The sequence below is a fragment of the Halococcus salifodinae DSM 8989 genome, assembly GCF_000336935.1.
Classification (GTDB): Archaea; Halobacteriota; Halobacteria; order Halobacteriales; family Halococcaceae; genus Halococcus; species Halococcus salifodinae.
Map to the genome: position 1 here is coordinate 1 of NZ_AOME01000089.1, position 23,291 is coordinate 23,291.

The 23,291-nt window shown below is 55.8% G+C and carries 16 protein-coding genes, 1 tRNA gene and 8 pseudogenes; 12 read left to right on the plus strand and 13 right to left on the minus strand.

Going from position 1 to position 23,291, the window contains the following annotated elements; genetic code table 11:
• Positions 1-278: pseudogene (locus tag C450_RS19055) on the minus strand (IS5/IS1182 family transposase); the annotation flags it as partial.
• A gap of 410 nt (positions 279-688) precedes the next feature.
• Between C450_RS19055 and C450_RS19060 the strand changes: the two are divergent.
• Positions 689-988 (plus strand): annotated as a pseudogene (locus tag C450_RS19060) (Fic/DOC family N-terminal domain-containing protein); the annotation flags it as partial.
• A 181-nt stretch (positions 989-1,169) separates the two neighbouring features.
• Here C450_RS19060 and C450_RS19065 read toward each other — a convergent pair.
• Positions 1,170-2,303 (minus strand): ISH3 family transposase, encoded by a 1,134-nt coding sequence (locus C450_RS19065; protein ID WP_005046413.1) that lies wholly within the window; start codon positions 2,301-2,303, stop codon positions 1,170-1,172.
• Positions 2,304-2,549: 246 nt separating this feature from the next.
• Here C450_RS19065 and dpsA point away from each other — a divergent pair, with 246 nt between their 5' ends.
• From dpsA to C450_RS19090, 5 genes and pseudogenes are all read left to right on the plus strand, one after another.
• Positions 2,550-3,107 (plus strand): DNA starvation/stationary phase protection protein DpsA, encoded by a 558-nt coding sequence (gene dpsA, locus C450_RS19070; RefSeq protein ID WP_005046416.1) that lies wholly within the window; start codon positions 2,550-2,552, stop codon positions 3,105-3,107.
• A gap of 199 nt (positions 3,108-3,306) precedes the next feature.
• A pseudogene (locus C450_RS19075) lies at positions 3,307-4,536 on the plus strand (site-specific integrase).
• Between the two features lie 155 nt (positions 4,537-4,691).
• Positions 4,692-5,462 carry a hypothetical protein gene (locus C450_RS21830; RefSeq protein WP_152424542.1) on the plus strand — a complete coding sequence of 257 codons (771 nt, stop codon included), beginning with the start codon at positions 4,692-4,694 and terminating at the stop codon, positions 5,460-5,462.
• A 544-nt stretch (positions 5,463-6,006) separates the two neighbouring features.
• Positions 6,007-6,288 carry a toxin-antitoxin system TumE family protein gene (locus C450_RS19085; RefSeq protein ID WP_005046427.1) on the plus strand — a complete coding sequence of 94 codons (282 nt, stop codon included), beginning with the start codon at positions 6,007-6,009 and terminating at the stop codon, positions 6,286-6,288.
• Between the two features lie 2 nt (positions 6,289-6,290).
• Positions 6,291-6,716, plus strand: a complete 426-nt coding sequence (locus tag C450_RS19090) for an HVO_A0114 family putative DNA-binding protein (protein WP_005046430.1) — start codon at positions 6,291-6,293, stop codon at positions 6,714-6,716.
• A 409-nt stretch (positions 6,717-7,125) separates the two neighbouring features.
• Here the strand turns inward: C450_RS19090 and C450_RS21055 are convergent, their stop codons facing one another.
• The 5 genes from C450_RS21055 to C450_RS23065 form a co-directional block, all read right to left on the minus strand.
• The gene (locus C450_RS21055; RefSeq protein WP_161606980.1) at positions 7,126-7,905 is read right to left on the minus strand and encodes a ParA family protein; all 780 of its coding nucleotides are present in this window, start codon (positions 7,903-7,905) and stop codon (positions 7,126-7,128) included.
• 338 nt (positions 7,906-8,243) lie between these two features.
• Positions 8,244-8,368: transfer RNA gene (locus tag C450_RS19110), tRNA-Ile, on the minus strand.
• Positions 8,369-9,728: 1,360 nt separating this feature from the next.
• A complete protein-coding gene (locus C450_RS19125) occupies positions 9,729-10,202 on the minus strand; it encodes a hypothetical protein (RefSeq protein WP_005046438.1) in 474 nt (157 codons plus the stop codon).
• The gene (locus tag C450_RS19130) at positions 10,199-10,675 is read right to left on the minus strand and encodes a helix-turn-helix domain-containing protein (RefSeq protein ID WP_005046440.1); all 477 of its coding nucleotides are present in this window, start codon (positions 10,673-10,675) and stop codon (positions 10,199-10,201) included. The genes C450_RS19125 and C450_RS19130 overlap by 4 nt, the downstream gene beginning before the upstream one ends.
• A gap of 568 nt (positions 10,676-11,243) precedes the next feature.
• Positions 11,244-12,365: a hypothetical protein gene (locus tag C450_RS23065; protein ID WP_241430433.1), complete on the minus strand. Its 1,122-nt coding sequence runs from the start codon at positions 12,363-12,365 to the stop codon at positions 11,244-11,246.
• 1,245 nt (positions 12,366-13,610) lie between these two features.
• Between C450_RS23065 and C450_RS19145 the strand changes: the two genes are divergently transcribed.
• Complete coding sequence (locus tag C450_RS19145; RefSeq protein WP_241430434.1) at positions 13,611-15,188, plus strand: transposase; 1,578 nt, start codon at positions 13,611-13,613, stop codon at positions 15,186-15,188.
• 236 nt (positions 15,189-15,424) lie between these two features.
• Here the strand turns inward: C450_RS19145 and C450_RS19150 are convergent, their stop codons facing one another.
• Together C450_RS19150 and C450_RS19155 are read right to left on the minus strand one after the other, a co-directional pair.
• Positions 15,425-16,396 carry a carbohydrate kinase family protein gene (locus tag C450_RS19150; RefSeq protein ID WP_005046449.1) on the minus strand — a complete coding sequence of 324 codons (972 nt, stop codon included), beginning with the start codon at positions 16,394-16,396 and terminating at the stop codon, positions 15,425-15,427.
• Positions 16,397-16,483: 87 nt separating this feature from the next.
• On the minus strand, positions 16,484-17,587 hold the full coding sequence (locus C450_RS19155) for a TrmB family transcriptional regulator (protein WP_161606982.1): 1,104 nt from the start codon (positions 17,585-17,587) through the stop codon (positions 16,484-16,486).
• 213 nt (positions 17,588-17,800) lie between these two features.
• On the opposite strand from C450_RS19155, the pseudogene C450_RS21835 reads away from it, so the two are divergent.
• Positions 17,801-17,941, plus strand: a pseudogene (locus C450_RS21835) (IS630-like element ISHwa16 family transposase); the annotation flags it as partial.
• An 11-nt stretch (positions 17,942-17,952) separates the two neighbouring features.
• On the opposite strand, the gene C450_RS21065 reads toward C450_RS21835, so the two are convergent.
• Both C450_RS21065 and C450_RS23560 read right to left on the minus strand, forming a co-directional pair.
• A protein-coding gene (locus C450_RS21065; RefSeq protein WP_085945738.1) for an IS1595 family transposase occupies positions 17,953-18,836 on the minus strand; the annotation gives its coding sequence in 2 pieces (ribosomal slippage) (positions 17,953-18,374 and positions 18,374-18,836; 885 coding nt in all).
• A gap of 325 nt (positions 18,837-19,161) precedes the next feature.
• Complete coding sequence (locus tag C450_RS23560) at positions 19,162-19,374, minus strand: hypothetical protein (RefSeq protein WP_152424545.1); 213 nt, start codon at positions 19,372-19,374, stop codon at positions 19,162-19,164.
• A gap of 42 nt (positions 19,375-19,416) precedes the next feature.
• Between C450_RS23560 and C450_RS23075 the strand changes: the two genes are divergently transcribed.
• The 4 genes and pseudogenes from C450_RS23075 (at position 19,417) to C450_RS19185 (ending at position 22,588) form a co-directional block, all read left to right on the plus strand.
• Positions 19,417-20,352 carry an integrase core domain-containing protein gene (locus C450_RS23075; RefSeq protein ID WP_241430435.1) on the plus strand — a complete coding sequence of 312 codons (936 nt, stop codon included), beginning with the start codon at positions 19,417-19,419 and terminating at the stop codon, positions 20,350-20,352.
• A 36-nt stretch (positions 20,353-20,388) separates the two neighbouring features.
• Positions 20,389-20,511, plus strand: a pseudogene (locus C450_RS23565) (IS630 family transposase); the annotation flags it as partial.
• A 242-nt stretch (positions 20,512-20,753) separates the two neighbouring features.
• Complete coding sequence (locus tag C450_RS23570; protein WP_080510340.1) at positions 20,754-20,999, plus strand: transposase; 246 nt, start codon at positions 20,754-20,756, stop codon at positions 20,997-20,999.
• 472 nt (positions 21,000-21,471) lie between these two features.
• Positions 21,472-22,588 (plus strand): annotated as a pseudogene (locus C450_RS19185) (ISH3 family transposase).
• A gap of 234 nt (positions 22,589-22,822) precedes the next feature.
• On the opposite strand, the pseudogene C450_RS21845 reads toward C450_RS19185, so the two are convergent.
• A pseudogene (locus tag C450_RS21845) lies at positions 22,823-23,002 on the minus strand (IS4 family transposase); the annotation flags it as partial.
• Positions 23,003-23,180: 178 nt separating this feature from the next.
• A pseudogene (locus C450_RS21850) lies at positions 23,181-23,291 on the minus strand (IS5/IS1182 family transposase); the annotation flags it as partial.

The window sequence follows — 23,291 nt, forward strand, 5'->3', positions numbered from 1 at the left end:
GTAGAACGTGGCGTCGAGGGCGGCGTGTTCGGATGGGTCGTGTAGCTGCGCCGACTGGCGCAGCAGCACTCGACAGAGGCTCATCTCGATACGATCGAGTGCCTTACACAACGTCGACGGGGCAGGGAGATCGGCCGTGTCAAGGCCGATTTCCCGGATTATTTGCGGCATCTCCTTCAACAAGTCGATGGTCATGCGGTAGGACGTATCGAGGTAAATCCGGAGACAGTGGAGGGAAACNCTACGCATCGCTCGGTGAAGCGGGAGATTTGCGTCATGATCAACTCAAGTCTCTCGCTTCAACGCCTTTGATTTAGCGACCCATCCTGCCGCCATCTAGTGATTCAACACAGCCGTTTCGACCTCATATCGCAAGAGGGCGTCCAAATCCTCACAAGTCTCACGAAAACACCGTAGAAAGCAGCTGAGAACACCCTCAGCTAGCGCTGCAACAAGGCAACTTACTATCAACGGAACTCTGTGAGGACGAGTTGTTCCATTTCTGAAGTGGAGTGATCAGCGTGACTGATTATCCGGCCGTCCCTGCGAGTTGTATCTACCGACATCATATGACTTCCTGAAATTCATATACTGCAGCTGTATTCATCTGTAGCCAATCTCAACCCCTCATCTATTCATATACTGGCAATAGATTAATACACCGTGACGCTCTACTGGTCGAGTATGTATGCAACAGTCTGAACTCGATTCTAACGCTCCTGGCGAACTCATTACGTACGGACGGAGGTCGTACTACAAACCTGCTCCGCTGCCGCCATCCCGAGACCTCGCTCTCGGGAATGACTTCTACGAGACGCTCTCAGACGCGACGTTCTGGCTAGGGAAACTCAGTGGAATGAGTCTCGAACTCGATTTCCCGCCAGTACTCTACACCTCACTCCTCCGCAAGGAAGCTATGGAATCCGCTAAAATCGAAGGCGCTGACGTTGACTACGACGCTCTCTACAGCCTCGAAACACGCTCAGTACCTCACAAAGCTCCTCGGCTGACTGCTTTTGAGACGTGAGTTCGGTAGAGAAATCGGTACCGAGCAACTGCTGAGGAGAGCGGTTCGACACCGAGAGCATCGTACCTGTCGCAGTCGGCGGCGGAACGCCGCCGACGCGACGGTGTTGCCACTCGCCGAGCGGACGGTCTTGGTCGGTGGATTAGCGCTCGAAGCGGTCGTCCGGTGGCTTGTTTGCGGGGACGGCGCGACGCACGGCGAGCGCCGTCTCCGTTGCACGACGTACCATTCCGAGGAACTCGTCGAATCGCCACGACCAGAGGCGTCGCGCGCCTCGGCGCGGCGACGCCACGTACTCCCAGTGGAGATACCGCCACGCATTCTGGAGGAGGAAGCTAATCAGTACGTACAGGAACCGCACCGCTGGATTCTGTGTCGTCGTATTCGCAATGCTTCGTTCGGACAGACGGTAGGTCGATTCGATACCGAATCGACGGCTGTAGTGTTTCCTGGCTTGGCGTGGCGTCTCGATGAACGGCGCGTCGACGGCGTAGCCGTGACGCGCCACACCTTCCTCATCGTACTTCCCTTGCTGGTACGTACAGTCGATATAGACCGGGAAATCGACGGTCCACGTGTGACCGTCGATTTCACCTTGGAGGTCGTGGTCGATCACGCGGCTCCAGTCTGTGCTCAGTTCGTTCTGGATCTTCTCGCCCCACTTCACTATCGGCATGACGAAAGCGTAGTTGTGGGCGGCGAGCAGCGTCAAACAGTACGTATCGTAGAACTCGCGGTCGAGCACGCCGAGCAGTTCCGCGAGGACCGAGCTGGCGGTGTCGCCGTCGGTCAGACGGCGCACCGCCAACGTATAGCGTTTGTTGCGTACACGGGCGTAGAGCGTGGCATAGCCGTGGAACGTCGTCGTTCCGGCTTTAGCGAGTGAGCTGTAGAGCTCTTCTTTAGATTCGTACTCCTCGCCGTAGTACGGACGGAGGTGGAGGTCGGCGACGACCTCCACCGGCCGATCCGGAAGCAGTTCGAGGATATCCTGCTGGATGAGTGTCTTACCGACTCGTTCGAGCTCTTCGAGCTCGAACTTCGTCCGGAGATGGTGGAGGATCGTGTTGGCGTGGGGCGATTCCTCTGAGATCTCGCAGAGATGACTGACCGAGTCCTCGTCGGCTGTTGCGCCGACGAGGACGTCCCAGATGTCCTCGGAGTCGATATCGGCGTTCTCGCCGAGTTCGATATCGATCTCCTCGTCGAGAGTGTTGACGAGAAAGTTAAGCACCTGCTCTTCTGTGAGTTCGTTGGCTGCTTGCTCCGGTCGCATCAACCGACCAAGCAGCCCGTTCATCTAACCCGCTTTGTGAACTACTGAACTTAGCCGACCCCAGGTTGTTGGATGCCCGAAGTTCAGGGTTCTGTCACGATCTGAAGGATGTTGAGCTTGCCTCACGAAGTAATCAACGAGATAGCCGATACCACACCCTCAACCCGAGAATATTATTTTTTGGTATGCCAAAATCCCTTTCCAAAATAGGAATATTTAAGTCAGCTGTCGAACTAAGTAGGAGTGATGAGTTCCCAAGAATCCGAATTCAGCGTACAGCAGGAGTTCGGTACCGTCGACGAGTCGCCAGCGACCCGTATTGAGGCCGAACGCGCAGAGCAGGTCATCGACGCACTGAATGCCGACCTCGCGTCGTCGTACGTGCTGTACCACCAGCTCAAGAAGCACCACTGGAACGTTGAGGGCGCGGAGTTCCTTGAGATTCATCGCTTCCTCGAAGAGGCTTACGAGGACGTCGAGGAGCACGCCGACGTGATTGCCGAACGCGCTCAGGCACTCGGCGGCGTTCCGGTCGCTGGTCCCGTTAACCTCGACGACCACAGCTACGTGGCGTTTGAGGGTGAGGACGTCTACGATATCCGAACCTCGCTCGCGAACGACATGGAGATGCTCGCCGATATCGTCGAGCGGTTCCGCGACCACATCGAACTCACGAGCAACTTGGGCGATTACACCTCTGAGGAAGTCCTCCGTGGTGCGATCACCGATTACGAGGAGTACGCCCACCATCTCGAACACTATCTCGAAGACGACACGCTCGTGCTCGAAGAAGCGACTCACTGAATCGCGGCGTAAAACTTCGGCTTTCTTTTTCCACTTCTCCAATAGCTCTCGATACGCCCTGAAGCCAGGTAGGTGAATTGCTCATACATGACTGATCTCGGCAGTCTAAATTTCGAAGGTGGCTGTGCATGAGCAATCCACCTAGCCGACCTCTGCGAGAACGGTGATCAACCGAATGGATTCGACGGTGGTGTGTAGCGTGGTACAGATCGATGCAGTCATCGAGGATTTCCTGACAGACAAAGGCAAAGGAAAGGGCGGCGAGAGCGGGAACTACCGCCAGGACGCAGGTCGCGAGCTCGATCGGTTCGTCGACTTTCTCACGGATCACGAAGACGTCGTGACGACGTTCGACGAACTGGATTCGGGCCATCTCCGCGAGTACGCGCGCCACCTCGCCCGTCAGGGCTGGACCGCGGGAACAGTGCGCACCTACTACGCATACGTCTCGGCGTTCTGTGGCTGGGGAGTTCGCAAAGGGCATCTCTCCGAGAACGTCGCCCAGCGGCGCAACGCGACCGAGCCAATTCCCGACGACGGCGGGCACAAGAGCGGCGACCAGCAGGCCTGGTCCGCCGAGGATCGCCAACAGCTCACCACGTTCGTCGACGAGCAGGCCCACACTGCAATCGATGAGATCGGTGAGGACCGTGAAGCAGTGATCAAGGCCTGCCGCGACCGCGCGCTGGTGTACCTTTTGTCGTATTCCGAAGTGCGGGGTGCGGAGGTCCTCCATGATCGGAACGACGAGCGTCGCCAGGGGCTCTACTGGGAGGACGTCCACCTCGAAGACCGCTATGCGACAGTGTTTGCCAAAAAGCAGCGTCTCGACGATCGGGGGCTCCCCGAGCCGGNCGTCCACCTCGAAGACCGCTATGCGACAGTGTTTGCCAAAAAGCAGCGTCTCGACGATCGGGGGCTCCCCGAGCCGGTACTCCATCCGCGACAGATATACGAGAAGACCCTCGACGCACCGAACGAGAACTGGCCGGTGTTCCCCTCGTTTCATCGTCCGACGCTCTCTCAACGAGTGGCCGACACGCTGGACCGACGTGGATACACCGACACGGAGATCAAAGAGATGCGCGCCGATCGCTCGCTGATCGAAGTTTGCGTTGAGTACGACATCGAACCACCTCGATAACGACCGACGCTGGCCGACACGTCCTCAAACGCCTCTGCGAGGAGGCAGGTATCGAACTCGATGACGACGAGGAATACCTGATGCCGCACAGTGCCCGACGTGGTGCTGGTGAGGTCCTCGTGCGGACGTCAGGACATGCCGCTGCCGCCCGTGCGCTCAACAACTCCGAGGAGGTCGTTCGCGAGCACTACTCGCATATCGAAGCTGGCGACCTCGCCGACCAGATGACCAGCGCGTTCGAGGAAGTTGGATCAACAGGGTAGGTCCAGCAGCGAACGAGACTGAGCCACACTCTTCTGGTACGTCTTGATCAGCACATGGATACGGCAAGAGCGCCGCTGTAGGTATAAATTCAAAGAAAAGAACTAAGTACGATACAATCGTAATATTGAAATATGAATGAACTAAGTATCCACGCAGTCGAAGGCGCTGGACGACAGATGATCGACACCTCCGAGCGGTTTCATCCGGAGACGTTCGAGCGGGCAATTCATGGACTTCAGGATATTCTCCTTAAATTCGTCCGATACGAGAATGACTATAATGATGAGTCCGATCCTGAGCACACTCTCGATGTCGATTCTGATGAGCGATCCACTCTTCAGATTCAACCAAATACGGTACTCTACGACGCTTGCAAACAGTTCACTCCTAGATACTGGAATCAGAGCATCGTTATCGATGTCATCAAAGACGACAGTTACGGGTACAGAGCGAGCGTCAACTGCGGTGACGGAATCGTCGTCTGTGCCACGATTTTTGTTCAAAAAGGTGATTTATCTAGGTTAGATATAGGACATCACTCGATCATAGATCCTACTGAGTTCAATGAAGTCACAAGTATCAGTCGACACATATCGAGCCGTAAACTCACACATCTCATTCGGTGGCTTGAACAGTCTGCAACAGCAGGATACGCAAAATGTATTCCCAGTGCTGCCACTGCGTTTGATTTTATCTTTACAAGAGATGCTATCCCAGCGAGTGGGACGACTTCCCCATCTCGACGCAAACATCGGGAAAACGTGTTTCAGAGCGAATGGGCATCGATTCGAGAAAAGACTCAACAGACTGTAAGTGATAATGTGCGCGCTGCGAGGGCGCATCTCTCCGAGATACCGGAAGGCAGTGCCTTCCAACGATCCGGTCCTGCACTCGAAGAAATACCAGAGAGTGTGGATTTCGAGCGTGGAGATATATGGCTCGTGTGAATGAGTCGATCCAAGCAGAGGCAGTTAACTGGATTCGTCACGTAGGTCATTTACGAAACCTGAGCTGGCGATATAGGTTTCGAGCCAGCTCTGTATGAGCAAACTCCCCACCTGATTTCAGATTCGAAGAAGAGACAATGTAACCAACTGATTTTACTCGTACTTAGTCCAATAATGGTGGATAGATTCACAAAATCATGCCCTCTGCCATAGTGAGTCAAATTCTACAACTCAGAACCCGGGTTACTCGCCCGAGCCTAGTGATTGACGTTCTTCGATCTTGGGTAATACAAGTGGCTCGTTGATCGGAGATATGACATAAGGCTAGAAATGCAGCTTGTCACGCACTCATTTTGGTGTTCTCGACACACTGCGTTCGAAGTGAAAAGCCGGCCGCTCTTTGGTGGTTTGTCGTCTCTGGTTGGTATGGAAATACAAGGCATTGTGGGAATATCCCTCGGGACCGTGCCGCGCTCACCGCTAAGTAGCTGATGGGGAGTTCCCCATACCCTTATGGTGATGGGGCGAATACCATAGGGTAGAGATGGGGTTCACGGTCATCGAAGACGAGGAGGAGCGTGACGGGAAGCAGGTTATCCGGCGAAGAATCATCCGCACGGACGATCCCCAGTTCCCGAGCGGCTACCGCTACGCGCTCCACTACGGGTACACTGACGACCGTGGCACCATCCTCCGTTACGACAACGAGAACGAAACACCGAATCGGCACGAACGGCACACGTCCGCCGATATCCAGGAAATCGAATTTCCGGGAATGCTAAAGCTCAGAGACCGATCTCTGGATGAGATCAAGGACCTACCATAACCATGACCGAAAACACACTCAAAATCACGTTTGGGGAAGCCGACAACCACAGGACGGCAGCCCGCGAACGCCTACGCCGAGCTGAGGCGGGTGAGACCGGTGCGGCTATCGAACAGGACGCACGGTTTATTCTCGACTTCGAGAGCTTCGGAGAAGTCGAACGCCTCATGCGGCGGTCGAATCTCGAACTCGTGGAAGCGATTGCGACCGAACAACCATCGAGCATCCGTGCGACCGCAAAAATCGTTGATCGTGACTATAAGGACGTTCATCGAAACCTCCAAGAGCTTGAATCGCTCGGCGTTATCGAGTTTATGTCCGAAGGATCGAGTAAGAAGCCCATTCTTCGAGAGGGTGCCAGGGAGGTTGACTTCTCATTCCGATGGGGCGATACCGGCAATGGAGGTCCAAAACCTGCTGAAGCTTGATAGAGTTACAGTTCCTGTTCAGCAAACTCTGCTACTTCCTCTGGATGTTCCATCCCGGCGCGGATGAGTGCTGTATGGAGCTGCCGTTTTTCGGCATCTTCGATCTCTGGGTGATCAAGAGTGAGCCGTTTCAGAAACCGCCTGAATTCACGGCGAGTGTTTTCCGGGAGGTAGACGGTGGTTGGTTTCCACTCAATCGCACTCGCATTCGTGTCCGAGGATGAATCAGCGTTCGCTGATTGCGTACTCTCTGTTGGTCCGTCCTCCGTGTCTTCGGATCCGTTTGACTCGGATGTGTTCGAGAATCGCTGGCCGAGACGGTTACTGGATCGTTCGAGGTCGCTGGTGTCGTTGTCTTTTGCCATTATGGATCACTTGCACTACTGCACTATATAATGCACAGCATTATTTAATGTACTGCTTCTTCTACGTCGTTTGTGAGTTGGTCAAAGACCGGGATCATATCTGACTCATCATCATAGGTGTAGAGCGTTTGTCCGTGACGCATGGCGTATTTGATATCCGCACGCTTCCGAATTTCATACGGTAAGACGAGGTTCTGGAGTCCATCCGTCGCTCGAAGTGTTTCGAGCGTTGAATCGGCAATGCCATCACGTGGAACCAGGTTCGGAACTATTCCGAGGATTTCGACATCGATACCAAACGCTGATTCGATTTCTTCGAATTCGTCGAGCGCCATATCGAGTGCATCGAGTGAGGAGTCTTCCGCTTGAATCGGAATCAGGACCTGTTGTGTGGCGAGGATTGCATTGTCCGTGAGGACTCCGAGATTCGGGGGACTGTCGACAATGACGAAATCGTATGCATCTTCGGGCAGATCCGAGAGGAGTGTTTCAAGCCGCCGCTCTCGGTTGCGGGCGTTATGTAGTGCATCGGTGACGCCACGCATATCGTAGTTACTGGGGATTAGGTCAATCCCCTCTTCAGTTGAGACGATGAGATCTTCGAATGGACTGTCGCTTTCACCAACAAGGTGTAGCGCCAAATTGTCTGTTTCTGACCGATATAGGTCTTCCCGGAGTCCATAGTGAGCCATAAGATATCCTTGTGGATCGAGATCGATGGCCAGGACATCGTGGCCGTGCTGAGCGAGGCCAGCGGCGAGATGCGCGGCGATCGTTGTTTTTCCAACCCCGCCTTTCTGATTAGTGATCGCAATTCGTTGCATCGTGAACACGAGTACCTCATAAGATGTATTAATGCTTCTGGTGGAGAGCATCAGGAAATGCTTTGCATTATACAATGCAGTAAATTCCAGCCTGTAGCACTGCTGCCTGACACAAATTAACTGACAAGCACGAGCAGCGGACGGTTGTACGCCCGAAGAACTGGTGAGACTCACCCACTACTCCAACCGGGTAGCGACAGCCAGATCCCGACTCGCCGAGCCGGTAAAAGGTATCGTGAACAGATCGTCTACTTGTTCGGTGGGTGGTGAACTGCTTCGATAAGGTGTTTTATTGACCACCTGTTGAGAGGTTCCGTGAGGATAGTAAGGAGTCGTGATGGGCCCTGTCGGATTCGAACCAACGACCACTCGGTATCTCCCAACACCACGAATCCATGTGGTGGCACGGTGGATCCGCAATCCTGTTATGAGCCGAGCGCTCGTACCACTGAGCTAAGGGCCCGTGATCGTCTTGCTGGCGAGTGTTCTGGGGCCCATGGCATAAATTCTCTCTATCGTCCGTCGTGGCTGCGACCACTGTTCGTTGGCTGAGTTGTCGTCAAGTTCCATATACTCCAACAGCGAGGCCAACTTATTCATCGTCGAAGACGTCACTAACGTCCTCGGCGAGGTCACCAGCGTCGATGTGCTGGTAGGCCTTTGCGGTGGTCTGTGGGTCCTCGTGTCGGAGCGCACGCTGAGCTGCCCCGGGCCCACGCTCGCGATAGAGCGTGTCGCCGAGACCACGGCGTGCACCGTGGGCCTGGAGATAATNAGCGCACGCTGAGCTGCCCCGGGCCCACGCTCGCGATAGAGCGTGTCGCCGAGACCACGGCGTGCACCGTGGGCCTGGAGATAATCGGCAGCCCCTTCGGGATCGATCCCCGCCTTATCGCACAGTTCGCGGAGGATTCGTCGAACGCTCCGCTTGGTGAGGTTCTGTGGCGGAATCTCGTGTTCACGAAGGACCTCTTCGACATCACTCTCGTCGAGGAGTGTCTCGACCTCTTCGTCGTCGAAGCCACGCTCGGAAAGCTCCTCACGTGCCTGTTGATAGAGCGTAGGAGCATGCGCAGTAGGAAAGACAGGCCACTCGTTGTTTAGTGGTCGCTGGACCGTTCGATGGCGTTCAAGCGCACTACGTGTCTGTCGTGGGAGCTGAGCATCCTGCCACTCTTGGGTTTTTCCGAGGACACGCAGAGAGCCTCCCTCGAGATCAACATCGTTCCAGAGGAGTCCCTGTCGTCGGTCATCGCGGGTATCACGAGCGATCTCGGCAGTGCGACAGCCTGAGAACGCGAGCACGCGCATGAGCGCGCGATCACGCACTTCGATAGTTGCGTCATAGCCCTTCTCGTCGACAGCATCATGGGCGCGTTTGTCGACAAATCGGAGTAACCGAGTACGATCTTCAGCCGACCAGAACTGCTGGGTGGTGCGTTCGCCGGAGTCCTGCGGGAGTTCGGTTTTGGCACGACGGGCGAGCGCTGGATTCGTCGAAATGCGTTCGTCCTCGACGCACCATGTGAGGAAGCCGCTGATAGTCGCGTAATAGGTCCGGGCGGAGGCAGGCGTGATTCCCGTTTCTGGATCGCTTTCTCGCGCCCGAGCTCGTCGCCGGAGGCGCTGGGCGTATCGACGCATGCTCTGACTGTCGAGGTCCTCCAGATCATCGACACCGTGTCTTTGAAGCCACTCACTCCACCGACTAAGCACGTTCTCAGCGAGTGCGCGGTAGTTCCCCGAATCGTTACCTTTCTGCTTGGCGTCGAGGAACGCCTCGACAGCACTGTCAAAATCGATATCCCGCTCTGGATCGGAATTCATAGCACTGTGAGAGGATCGCATAGGGTGACTTGATCAGCGACGTTCTGGCGTTCCGTAATCGCTCGAACCGTCTCACGAAGCTTTCTATCAGCCGTGACCAGTGTAACACCCTCATCCTGTGCGAGCTCGGTGACGAGTGCAGGAATGTACTGATCGGCCTTGACGTCGTGTTCTGGAAGTGAGTTATCGGCAATACGGCGGCGTGCTTCGTCGATCACGCCACTATACGCGTCGTAGTCCGGGCTATGAAGCACGAGATATCCCTCGTCGATGAGGTTCTGAATGGCTCGTGCCGCGGCTCGATGGTTGTCTGGGGCGTTTTCGGCATCGAGCACGTCATCGACGAGTTCCTGTTTGACTGATCGGGGGAGGACGAGTTTCGCATCGGCTTCGACGGCGGCGTGAACGCGCTCGGGAAACGTTCGCCCGTGCATGATGACGGCGTTTGCGTCGAGAACGATAACACTCATCGGTCGAAGAGTTCGAGTTCGGCGGCGAGGCGAAGGAAATCGGCGTGGGTCATTTCGAGATTGGCGCTGGCTTCGCGGTAGGTGAGTTCGCCTGCGTCGACCCGCTCCCAGATATCGAGGACTTCTTCGACAATTCCGTCACCATACTCAGCGAGCATGTAGTCGACCGTCTCGGATTCAGCCGCGACAGCTGTAGAGATCGCGTCCAACGAGAGATGGATATCGAAATCGACAGGGGAGTAGACTGCTGGTTTACCCTTCTCTCGATAGAGTAACCCTGCTTCGGCGAGGTCACGACAGTACTCGTGGGCAGTGGTATGGGGAAAGCCGAACTCGTCTTTGAGGTCGGTTACAGGGAATTGGCCGTGTTCAGCAGCGTAACCGAGGATGTCGAGCTTTCTGTCGTTGGCTAACTGCTCGAAGACAGAGTGGAGCCGTTTCCGGGAGAGGGGCGTGTTGTCGGTCGTGCTCATTCTATTTTCACGTATATACGAAGTTTCTGAATACGCCTAACTCTTTCGCCTGGCTTCTGCTCGCAACGAGGAGACGGTTTTCGGTAATTGTGGCTGAAACCTCGAGAAGCGCTGTCCTGAGTCGGATGCATGATCTATGCTTCACCGAGGGCGCGGGGATGCATAAATCCACGTCGGTTTATCCGGTTAAGCGGACGTGATTGGTCAAACGGAGAAATCGCCATACTGCGACCGGATTCTGGCTATTACACTGTATACCGCTATATCGAAGTCGCGGCCCAGGAGGCCAAGATAGAGGGGCTAATGTGTCGGATTCCAGCACTTGAGAGGAATTCTGCACACGAAAGAAAAGCAATCAGCCACCAGAATANGGAGGCCAAGATAGAGGGGCTAATGTGTCGGATTCCAGCACTTGAGAGGAATTCTGCACACGAAAGAAAAGCAATCAGCCACCAGAATAAACGGACATAGTGGTAGATGACGGTTTCAGAGAACAAAATGGCGAAATGAGAAGGTACGGGCCAGCGCTGCCGCTGGCCCGCGCCGCAATCACCGTGCCGTCACGCGGTTATTCTGGCGGATCGAGACCGTACTCCTTCTTCGCGATCGTCAAGAACGTCGATGCACGCACACGAGGTTGCGCTCGCTCGTCGTCGAGCGAGTGCTTCACCAGCATGTCGACGAGTCGCCACAGTGAGTACAGCAAACACGCGAAGATGAAGTTGAAGAACCGGTAGCGTTGGTCTTTGCTGGTGGTTTCGGCCATGAACGTCTTGGTTTTCTTATAGCCGTTTTCGATACCCCAGCGGTTCGCGTATTGTCGCGTGAACCGCGCTATCTTGTGCATTACCGCGGTTTCGGTCTTTTCTACGTCTCCATCTGAGACCGTCAGGTCTGGGTGATTCGTCTCGAAGACGACGTGTTGTATGCCGTCGTCCTCGACGGCATACGACTCCTTGTCCGACGACTCTTCTTTCGTTTCCAGGAATTTCGACCCTATAGCCCAGTCAATCGTCTCCTCATCGGCTCTATCACCAAGTATGTCGAGGAATTCCTCGCCGAGTTCCTCACGAACACCCTGCTCTTCGGTAGGACTCTCGGCAGCCGAATCGTCTTCGGCTGCCGAGTCCAGATCCACATTCTCACCCCTATCAGGTAGCAGTTCGTCGCTGTTGACGTTGGCTCTCGGAACCCAGAGCCGCCTCCGCGGCGGCCGCCAGCCGGACGCCGCGGTGGTCTTGAGATGTACCGAGATATCATCCTCAGCGAGCTGCTGTGCGGTGAGTTTCTCGTCTCGGAACATCGCCGACGGGTTGAGGTAGTGAACACCGTATATCTCGCAAACACCTTTGACAGCATCGTTGTCGAACTCTCGATCCATCAGGACGAGATCGATATCAACCATGTCTGTCGCGTGCTCGAGCAGATCTTTGACGATCTTGTCACGTTTCATCCCTTTCGTTACCGGAATGGCATCCAACACGAACGGCATATCTTGCCCGACGACTTGGACGGTCGCGTACTGGTACGCGACCTCCAAATTCTTCTCCTTCGTGCCGATAATTTGCTTCTTGAGCTCCTCTGTCTCGCGTTTTCCGTAGAAGGGATCGCCCTCAGTGATGTCGATTGCAGTGGTCTGCTTGCCGGTGAGCTTTCCTTTCTGTCGAGCACGGGCGATGACTTCGGTCATCGCCCTGCGGTGGTTTCGACGCTGTTGTTTGGTGGAGAGGTCGCGGATGCAGTTGCGGTGGTACGAACCGGTAGGCGTCCGTTCACGTGTGGTGTCCTCGACGAAGTCACACGCACCAGTCTCGGCGTAGAGATCGGCACGACAGCCGAGATAGGGGTGTAACTCGAGGAAGGCGTTGTCGTGGATCTCGGGGTCGTCGGGCCGGTCGAAGTCTACGACCGGCCCGACCAGTGGTTTCGCCGTTTGCCAGACTTTCTTAGCTGTGCGACGAGCGAGCCGCCGCTCCGATCGGGCGCTTCGGTCGGTATCGTCGTCATCACCGGTTTCTTCCGGGTTGAAGGCGTGGCCGGAGACGGCCACGCCGTGAACACGGGCAACGCGAACCACCTTTTCGACAGTCTTGCGGAGGTCTTCACGATATTCCTGAGTGAAGCGGTCGTGCCANAGCGTCGACTGATCGGGACAGGACTCGACGCCGAGCGCGTCGCGTAGCGACGTCTCGGCATCGAGGTACTGACAGAGCGCCGTTTCGTGCTCCCAGCCGTGATAGAGACGGATGAGGTGGAGTCGTGTGATCAGCCCGAAATCGGCCGTATTCGCGTGCCAAGAGGCGTACGGATCATCGATCGGCGTGCCGCCGATCGTGATCGGAAACCATGCGAGAAACACTTCGATATCGGTGTGGGCAGGGTGATCAAACCAGTACGATGCGAGGTGAAAACCGCGCCAGGAAACGGGTTCCTGCTCGAGATCGTTCTCGGCGAGTCCCCAGCATCTGCGGGCGTAGTCGTTTGATTGATCGCGCAACGGTTCGAACGCTTCGCCGCGTGTGGTGGCTGTGTGGGCCATCGGGTTCGCCGATGGCCCACTGGCCACTCAGACCGATGCATTGAGACTGACGTTCAGCACCAGTGCAATCAGCACGGTCCCGCTCGAAATCCAACGCATTGGGACTGTCATCTTGGACTACTCCGCGNCATTGAGACTGACGTTCAGCACCAGTGCAATCAGCACGGTCCCGCTCGAAATCCAACGCATTGGGACTGTCATCTTGGACTACTCCGCGGCCATATAGCCACAACTTCGGGATGTGGATTTCTACAAACTACCAGACAACTGATAATCTGAGAGAGCAGCGACTGTTGTCGCTGCGATCGACACGATCTGCCAACGGTTCTGGATTAGTCACCTCAGCAATCGATATGATGCGTTGATACCTCTCCCTGCCCCGGATTCGGAACTGCAATGGCAACAGAAATGACGTCGACGCTGGACGACGACGCCCCCGCGCTGGCGGGGGCGATCGTCCACCATGCTGGGCTGGTCTGTGAGACTGTCGATCATCTCTGGCGAGTCCTCAGCGACGTCTCGATCCCGATCGATGGCCTAACCGACAACCGCCAACAGCACAAAGTCACCAACGGTACCGAGCCGATGGCACGGGTCTACATCTACCAGACGATCTACGACCTCGCGCAAAGCGAGGTCGCAGATCACCTCAAGAACCGGCCAGCACTGCTGAAAGGACTGGGCATGGACAAACCGCCGACCCAGCAGAATCTCTCGTACGCGTGGAAACAGTTCAGTCAGCAGACCAGGACCACACTCGATGCCGCCGCAACGGGGATCGCTCTGGAAGCCAACGACCACGACATCATCCCGGACGCCCTCGTACCGACACAGCCCAGCGACGACGATATCGAGGACGAAAACGACGAGCCAACGGCGACGCGTGAATACGTTCGCAAGCAGGGAAGCAAAGTCGTCGAACTCGCCCGACGCCACGGCTTCGGCGAGTTCGACTCTGACAGAGCTGAGAACAGAATCTACGAGGACGAACAGATCCTTGATCTGTTCTCCGACGCCTGTCTCACCCAAGGCAGTGCGCACTCTGAGGGAGAGGCCGGCTGGTTCCTCGATGAGAACGACGTCTGCGACGATTCAACGTTCCTGCGGGTGATCAAGCAGTTCGCAACGCCAGCCGGTGAGGAGCTCCCCAACCCGCTACAGGAGTACAGGATCGAGGATGTAGTGGCGTTCACTGAACGGTTCCATGAAGCTGTCATGGACGCGTTCGACGGTGCGACGGAGAACATTCTCCGCACGATCCGCCACGAGGATCCATTCGATGACCGCCACGTCGTGGCGGCCATCGATTTCACCCACGTCCCCTACCACGTCTGGCCGTGGGTGGACAAGGACGAAGAGATCCCGAAGCCGGACTATCCGCCGATGGTGAGCGGATATTACGATGATGGCGAGGTGAAGTACGGCTATACGTTCGCGACGATCACGATCGTCGGGAACGATGTCCCGATCATCCTGGGCATTGAACCGGTCAAGGAGCGGTCGGAGTGGGAACCAGCCGACACACCGGCCGATTCGAAAGCCGAGGTGGTCGCTCGACTGCTGGGCGCTGCCCAGCAGTACGTTGCTCTCGACGAGGTACTGCTGGATCGAGGGTTCTACAGCAGCGACGTCTACGCCGAGATTCACGACCGAGACCTAATCTATACGACGCCGGTGCCAAAGTACGATGACGACTACGACGTGATCAAGGAAATCCAGAGCAAGGAGAACGTTGATGCGGCCGTCAAGCACGACGTTCCGCTAGCGATTGACGGCGATGTCCACCACACCGCCGAGCTACTGTATGTTCCCGCGACTAATGAAGACGCCGACGACAACTATGCGGTGTTCGTGACCAACCGTAATCACGTCGAACCCGACGAGATCACTCACGTCACGAATAGTTACAGCCGTCGTTGGGACATTGAAAATCAGTACAAGTCGCTGAAAGCGTTCCTGCCGAGGCACTGTTGATTTAGCGGAAAACTGCCGTACATAAGCTGGATGAATCGGTATTTGCTCGATTTTCTTAGCGACCCATACATTCATTTAGGCAGTAATGAATCGTTCATACGGTCGATCCCGGCTTCGTAATCGATTCTATCAGGTTCCTGATATAAGTTTGTTGAGGAAATTATCCCGCATCTTTCCGGCGATTTTTGCTAATTTAACAGTGCCTATTCGGGATACGTTTCGATCTGTCGGATCGATTAGTTGGACCAGGGGAGGTCCGGGAACAGACTCGAAGCGGTCTCCTTCAACGAGAAGGCGGTGATCGCCCCGGGAGACATCGTTGAGATACTGGCAACTGCGCTCGCGGATTTGACTATCTTTTGCAACGACATGACGTCGTTCATGTACGACGCGATGACGGCGGCTGTAAAGGCGTCCGTCGAACCGATCGGGTGTTTGGGAGTGACGCCGAATCCGTCGTGGTTAGCCACCCCTTCGAGTTGCTCACTCGTCACGTAGCCGAATGCGCGAACGCTATCAATACACAGAAAGACTGCCTCTGGCCCCATCTCACACAGTTTTAGCGCCAGCTCGGAGGGGTCGGAATACTTGTAGCCCGCAGCAGCGAGTTCGGAGGGAGTTCCCATAACGATGTCACTCAATTCGATCGCGGCGGAAATGTCTCGTTCCACCTGCCCCGGCCGAGACCAGAGTTGCGGTCGGGTGTTCGGGAAAAACGAGACGGTACATCCTTGCTTACGTGCACGCCTCATGAGAGACAGAGTCGCCGTTCGACTCGGCTCGGAGCCAAGCGGTACGCTCGTGATGTGGACCCACTTGGTGTCGGCGAGTACCTCGTCCGGGATGAGGTCAGGTTCCATCCTCGTATCCGCCGTTTGGTGTCTATAGAAGGTAAATGAGAGGTCAGACGGAGATTCGGTATCCCTGGACACAACGGAGAGTGACGTTTGCGCAGTCGCGTCCGTCTCGAAATAGGTGAGCGGTATCTCGTGTTCGCTGACCGTGTCTTTGAGGAACTTCCCGAACGGGTCACGTCCGACGCGAGTTCGTAGGAGTGGAACTTCGTCTAGGTTTGCTAATCCGATTGCAACGTTGATAGCGGATCCCCCGGCCCGACGCTGAAATCGGTTTACGTTCTCGGTTGGACCAACTGATTCCGGGAGGAAATCCACAAATGCTTCCCCCATTACCAGAATATCGTACGTCATCTATCCACTACTTTTGTGCGAAAGCTATTATATGCTGTGTTCACGGTCCGCACGGTCGTCGGCACCCCTCCGAGTCCGTGATCAGCGTCAGTTCTTATCATCGTTATTCTTAATGTTTTTGTCGCGGAGGGTGATTTGTCGGGCCTCATAATCCTCGATCCCGCTATTCCAGCCACCGACTGATACGACGTTTCCGGAGTTACTGTCATGGTCTTCTGCGTTGATTACGAGATACGCGCGGATATCCGAATTAGATTGGTAGTAGTCGAGTAGTTCACCCGCGATTGAAATCGGTTGCTTGCGTCGTGTATCGAAGCCCTCGATCTCAACCAGTAGAGTCTCCGACGTGCCTAGTTCTCGGACCGAACTAACGTACTCGATACAGTCTTTGATCCGGAGAAACGTTCTCGGCAACTCTTGAACGTGCTCGGAGAGACGAATCGGCTTCGATTGGGACCAGAGCAAGTCGGTGATGAACCGGTCGAATAGGAAGGAAACCTCCGGACTGGTGATGTGGAACCCTTCGGAGGTATTCGGACCTGCGTGGGCGGGATGGCCTATCCACAGTAAACAGGTCTCCCTGTCGGCGCAGATAGCGACTGGTTCTTCCTTCGGCGTCCCACGAACCTGTGAGGCGAGCGTCGTCACTGACTCCAGATTGATGGTTTGATCTTCGATGAACTCTCGGGGAACGTTCGAGATGATACACTTTGAGTGAACGTCGTCCGGTATCTGTCGGAATATCGTCTCGTACTTACCGAGCAACTGGTACGGGAATGTAAGCGAGATTGTCACCGAGGGGATCTCGACAATACGCTCAAGGTAGTTTTCGATCGTAGCTTCGTTTTTGAACATGGCTATTTCCGTCCCGATGTCTTCTTGCGTCTGGTACATATCCTCCATATGCGTCATCGCGACGTTTATCTCGTCCTGAACAGATTGAAACGCATCAGAAGGCGGGAGCGCGTAGGCGTGTTTTGGGGACTCGTTGATGACTTCCACTAAACCCTCGTCTTGGAGTTTCTCGGTAATGTCGTACACCCGTTGACGTGGAACGCCGCTGGAACCGGCGATATCGGCCATCGACTGTTTTCCCGTCCGCAGGAGGGAAATGTAAACGTCCGCTTCGTAGTCAGAGAGAGAGAAATTGTTGACCAGAATTCGCCGAATAAACTGGTCATCCTCGTCCATACACGAGTCATCCTCCTCGAACCGCATTAAGGTACCGTATTGGCATCATACGCAAGGAGCTGACTATCGTACCACTACGACCAGCCATCCCGAACAATCTATGTTCGTCAGGCGAACGACCAACCGAATAGAATGGTAACGGAAAGTTCGATTGTGGCGATTAATATTACCGTAGGCCGGAAGTTTTGATATGCCAGCGGAATAATCGCTGATATGGCCAAGGAAGAAAACAAGATTCCCGACCTCACGAAACGTCGAGTCCGCGAGCAACTCGCGGACGAGACTGATCCGAAGGCGATCAGACGTTTCACCGCTGCTCGTGAGTATCTTGAAGGACTCTCTCCGGCCGATATTGAGGACAACGCTCATCCCGATACATTGTAACACAGCAGTTTCTCGAACCAGCTGTCTGGTGAGTTGAGTTTCAGGGCGAGAAAGCGGAGGTATTTCTGGAGATGGTGCTTCGAGACACCTCTGAACTTCGCCAGCCACTGGCGAAGGAAGCTGTGGCGGTTCTCGCAGGTGTTCGTGTGGGCATCACCGATGACGTATGTGTCGGAGTGGGTGACGGCCAGATGGCCGTCCACCCCTTCCTTGTCCTCGATGTCGTCGTAGATCGTGTAGCCATCGGTGCAGAGGATGACGTTTCCACCGCCGTACTCGGCGATATCTTCGTTAGCATCTTGTAGGTTCTCACAGACGAGAAACCGAACTCGTCCGTCATCCCGACGGACGAGTGTCAAGACTGGCGGTTTGTCTGACTCGAAGGTTCCGCGTCCTTTTTTGAGAGTCCGCGCTCGCGCGGACTCGAATCCTCGTCTTCGACTCCTTTCTCACCAGCTGTGACGTAGACCTCGTCAGCTTCGCACACACCGTAGAGGTCGAATTCGTCGATATCACCGCTGATGTCCTGGACTTTGTGGACGAAGTTGAGCACGGCTTCGTAGTCGCGATCAAGGTCACGAGCGATCTGAGCGGTCGGCTCAGATCGCATCTCCTTGACGATGTAGAACATCTCTTCGAGTCCGAACCGATGCTGCCAGAAGATCGTCTTCGTGAGGTCGCTGAAGTAGGTCTCGCAGTGCTTGCACCAGTACTGCTGGGCGTCCTTGTCGGTTGTTCCGCGTTTGACCACGGCGTCATCTCCGCAATGGACACACGTCACCGTCTCGCCCGTTTCGGCGAGACGGAGACGCTCGAAGCATCGCTCACGCGGTGGAAGGAATACCTGAACTGACTCTTCGTCCATCGTTGGCCGATGTTTGATCCNAGCATCGCTCACGCGGTGGAAGGAATACCTGAACTGACTCTTCGTCCATCGTTGGCCGATGTTTGATCCGCCAACGGAATTGGCGTTACGATCTATCGAGATGAGCGATTGAGGACAAATACGGATGGGGTCGCCAAACCGTCTACAACTGGTTGAATCGCTTCGTAGAGCGCGGCTTCTAATGCTCGGGATGATTTTTGCAAATGCCCGAAACCTGTTCCTCATTCGAATCTCCTGCACACTGTCTGAGTTCGCGAAGTAACGTATCGAGTGCTGAGTTAACTTTCAAACCTTTTCTCGCTCATTAGACGCCGCGCTCTACGACAAATCTCGCCCCGGTCGTCCTTCCCACCTCAGAGACGAGCAGCTTGAGGAATTCTCCGCTGTGCTCCATGAACCTCCTGAAAAAGCCGAATACGACGATCCAGCGTGGAGTACCGCTCTCGCCCAGCACTACCTCTTGGGAGCATTCGATATCGCTTTCTCCCGCCGCCACACTCGCTGTAGTGTCCGCCAAAGATTTCGTCGGCGCTATCTCCCTGGCGATCAATCAGGTGAGATGAAACTTGATCAGGATGATGTCACCCGGATATGTAAGCGAGTTGTCGAACACGACATGGACACGGGGCTGGTCGCCGAGCAGTTCGAGATTAGTCGGCGGCGGGTCCAGCAACTCGCCAAACCCTACCGCGAGAGCGGAGAGATTCCACAGTTGGAGATACCCGGCCGCAAACCCTACGCGGACCATCCCGACAACCTCAAAGATCGAGTGCTTGACCTCCGCCAGCGCCGAGGCGCTGGCGCGGTCGTCATCGCGCACGTCCTCCGTGTCAGAGACGGTCTCTCGCTTGCCAATAACCGCGTCCACGAAATTCTCCAGGAGCACGACCACGTGAGCGAGAATCCAACCAAGCAGGGCCGTAAACGGCCGTGGGTCCGCTTCAAGCGTGAGTATTCCGGCGTCAGCGTCCACCTGGACTGGTACCACAACGACCGCGGACAGCAGGTGCTGGCGGTCGAAGACGACGCCTCACGGCGCGTCTTCGACATGATCGAGACCGACACCAGTTCGGCAAGCCGTGCCGTCGAACTCCTTGACAGCGTTGGCGAGGAGTTCGACAGTCCGGTCCCGATCTTGGAGGTGATCACCGACCACGGCTCGGAGTTCGTCAATCCACGTCGAGAGGATCGGCCGGATTGTGATCACGAGTTCGAAGGCTATCTCTTCGACAATGACATCGAGCACACGCTCTGCAAAGTCGGGCGGCCACAGTCGAACGGGAAGATCGAACGGTTCTTCCAGACCTACGAGAAGCACCGCTGGCGGTTCGGAACCCTGGATGAGTTCCTCACCTTCTACAACGAGGAGCGCCCGCACATGAGCCTCGACTGGGAGAATCTGGAAACGCCAGCCGAGGCGTTCGAGCGGTTGGTGCCATCGCCAGCGGCGGGCGGTGGCGACCTGCTCGCAACCGAGGTGACCGTCGATGGATGACCGACGAAATCTTTACCGGACAGCACACGCCGCCACACTCGCCGACTCATGCATAAGGCCGGGGTCTCACCGGAGAGACCCCGGCGGGAGCCGACCTCTGCGGATGAAGACGAACACGGGGAGTTCGAACAGACAGTCAAAAAAAGTAGGCCGCCGTGACGAGGACGCCACGGTCGTCACGATCGACCAGACGCGAAAAGCGGTTGGAGCGGATCTCTACGCAGCATGATATCCGGTTGGCGAGAGGCCGACCGTGGGCGTGTCTACCTCTCGCGAGGGCGTGAACCTGCTGGGAGCAGTCACTGAGTACGGCGAGACGTCGGTGCTGGAGTGTGGACCGGTGAGGTGACGATCCGCTTTCTGGAGCATCTCCAAGCGGAGTTCGGCGAGAAACTGGTCGTATTGTTGGATCAGACGACGACTTCACCGCTGGGGCGGTGAAGGACTTCGCCGCCGATGGACCAATTGAGCTGGTGTATTTCCCGACGGGGTCGCCGGATCTGAACCCAACCGAAGAGTACTGGCGACAACTCAAACTCGCCTTAGCAAACCGCTACTTCGGCAGTTGTGCCGAGATCCGCTCAGCTGTCTGGACAGCACTCGAATCGATTAGTCCACCAGGTGTCTATCAATACCTCTGTTCCTGAGTATGTGCCACGGGGTCCGTGACGGCGGACCGGCCAGAATAACAAATGTATTGCTGTTATATTTCCCGAGAGAATTTCGATAATCGTCATCACTATTGTGACAACATTCGGATCAACAGAGTGCGCTGGTAGATCGTCACTGGGGACGTCTCGGAACTGGTCCCAAACGCAGGAGATGGGAGCGGGTTCATGTAGCATGAGGAACCTTGCCCATTCAACCCAAATGTTAATTTTCGGGGACGCTAATCGATCTTGAGAGCTGAGAAATCGCACCAGTTTGGGGGGCGTTGATGCTCGGCAGCGACGCAACATGAGAGGTCAAATGGTTAGGACGCGTTGCGAATGCGTTCACCGACGCGTCACTCGAAGCTCTCAGGGCATCCGCACTGTCTACTTTCGGTAGTTCCCAATCGAGTTGAGAGACGGAGCTAAAGCATCGGTCTAATTGGAGAAGATGTCTGGTTGAGTGAGTGTGTTACAAATACCTCAACCAGACGGGTTCCTTTCGGCGTGGGACGTCAAAGGTGTAGCGGCGGATGTGATCAGAGAATCCCCCTTGCCAGGGATCGAGGGATCGCCCCTCGATCCTGGCGACATCTGGTCCGTCGTTATCCTTGCTAGCGTCAACCAGACCTCCGTTCGGGAAGTCTACGCCGAGAATCGCGAGGCCCCCTGCGACGATACCGTCTTCGACTGGCTCCACACCCTTGACCGAGGTTGGCTCGAGTTCGCCGCTAATCTCCTGTTCATGCAGTTGGCCCTGACGATCCTCCACCCCGAGCGGTCGAGGATCGTCTCGATCGATTTCGTCGATAACCCCTATCACGGCACCTACAGTGATGAGGAAGGCGAACTCTGTCGTATGAGCTCCAAAGACGGTACCACGACCTGCCACCGATATTGCACCGCTTACCTCGTCGCTAACGGGAAACCGGTCACTCTTCCCCTGACCTATGTCCGCAGCGACGAGAAGGAAGCTGACGCAGTCGAGCGCGTTCTCGACCGCGTCGAGGCCTATCCCTTCGAAAATCGAGTTGCTACTGGCTGATTCAGGCTTCTACAACGAGCGTGTTATCCGCCGCTCACGAGAGATCGCTGCAACAGTCGTGCCGGTCGCCGAGTAAGGCGACCGGCTCGAAGAGAAGCTTGAGACGCACAAATCGTACATGACGATCTACCGGATGTACAAGGACAGCGAGCGGGAACTCCGCTTCCCGCTCGCGGTTTCGGTCTCGTATCAGAACGGCGATCGCGGCAAACACAGTAAAGTGGTTCGAGGGTATGCGACGTGCGATTTAGGCGATCGCACGCCCGCACAGATCGAGCACCGCTATCGGAAGCGATCGGCGATCGAATCCAGCTATCGGCTGTTTCAGAGTGCACGAGCGGTAACGTTGACGCAAGACCCGATTGTGCGGTTTGCGTTCGTGGTGGTAGGCTTCCTGCTGGAGAATCTGTAGTTGGTGCTACGGTAGGCGGTCGTCGCCCGCCCACGTCGGGGCGGGCGCGACCTGTCTGAGGAGTTCATGTTCTCGGTGTTCTGTGACTGGATCCGCCACGCGCTCGAAGAAGAGTTGGAACGGCGGTGAAAGATCGAGATGAACGGAGTCGGCGTGCCGGATGCGTACACTTCGGCCGCGGGTTGAGGCCAGCCCGCGGCCTCGGGGGTGCCCTTCGTGAGCACCAGCTGTTGACTGGGTTTGAGAAAGGAGCCGATACTGGGAGCTTATGGTACGTAGCAGCGCTTCTGAGCTCCGGTGAACCGGTTCACTGCGACGTTCACTTCGACAGCTCATCGGTTCAGGGGAGAAGTTGAGATTTCAGTTGGGAACTACCGAGTATGCACGTTGAAATCCGGCGATGGTACGGGCTTCCCCATCGACGGCGAAGTCCATGATCAGCGTCCAGACGAGCATCGTGATGTCGATTTTCCGGCCACGCTGGACGACATCGCGCTCGCGCGCGATGTCTTCGATTAGCTCGGCGGGAAACAGGGAAGTCAGCCGCTGTCATATGTGATCTGGGGAGAGTTGGTTTAGCACATTCTCTCCCCACGCGGTCTACAACGATAGACTCGTCAATCGAGCGCAGTCTCTTAATTTACCGTCTTAACCGAACACGGATGATCAACCGACCAAGCAGCCCGTTCGGCTGTGTTGAATCGCCATAGGGCGGTGGATTTCACTGCTTGACGGAACGTTTGATGTTGTAGACGACACACATCAGGGTGATCTCTCGGAACTCCCGATACCAGTCACGCGCTCGCACGGCGTAGCCGAGCGAGCGCTTCAC

Bases quoted from the DNA above. Each gene is read 5' to 3' on its own strand.
- C450_RS19145 (WP_241430434.1), top strand. From the start codon at position 13,611: ATGGCAACAGAAATGACGTCGACGCTGGACGACGACGCCCCCGCGCTG.
- C450_RS19065 (WP_005046413.1), bottom strand. From the start codon at position 2,303: ATGCGACCGGAGCAAGCAGCCAACGAACTCACAGAAGAGCAGGTGCTT.
- C450_RS19125 (WP_005046438.1), bottom strand. From the start codon at position 10,202: ATGAGTGTTATCGTTCTCGACGCAAACGCCGTCATCATGCACGGGCGA.
- dpsA (WP_005046416.1), top strand. From the start codon at position 2,550: ATGAGTTCCCAAGAATCCGAATTCAGCGTACAGCAGGAGTTCGGTACC.
- C450_RS19150 (WP_005046449.1), bottom strand. From the start codon at position 16,396: ATGACGTACGATATTCTGGTAATGGGGGAAGCATTTGTGGATTTCCTC.
- C450_RS21830 (WP_152424542.1), top strand. From the start codon at position 4,692: ATGATCGACACCTCCGAGCGGTTTCATCCGGAGACGTTCGAGCGGGCA.
- C450_RS21055 (WP_161606980.1), bottom strand. From the start codon at position 7,905: ATGCAACGAATTGCGATCACTAATCAGAAAGGCGGGGTTGGAAAAACA.
- C450_RS23065 (WP_241430433.1), bottom strand. From the start codon at position 12,365: ATGACCGAAGTCATCGCCCGTGCTCGACAGAAAGGAAAGCTCACCGGC.
- C450_RS19085 (WP_005046427.1), top strand. From the start codon at position 6,007: ATGGGGTTCACGGTCATCGAAGACGAGGAGGAGCGTGACGGGAAGCAG.
- C450_RS23075 (WP_241430435.1), top strand. From the start codon at position 19,417: ATGAAACTTGATCAGGATGATGTCACCCGGATATGTAAGCGAGTTGTC.
- C450_RS19155 (WP_161606982.1), bottom strand. From the start codon at position 17,587: ATGGACGAGGATGACCAGTTTATTCGGCGAATTCTGGTCAACAATTTC.
- C450_RS19090 (WP_005046430.1), top strand. From the start codon at position 6,291: ATGACCGAAAACACACTCAAAATCACGTTTGGGGAAGCCGACAACCAC.
- C450_RS19130 (WP_005046440.1), bottom strand. From the start codon at position 10,675: ATGAGCACGACCGACAACACGCCCCTCTCCCGGAAACGGCTCCACTCT.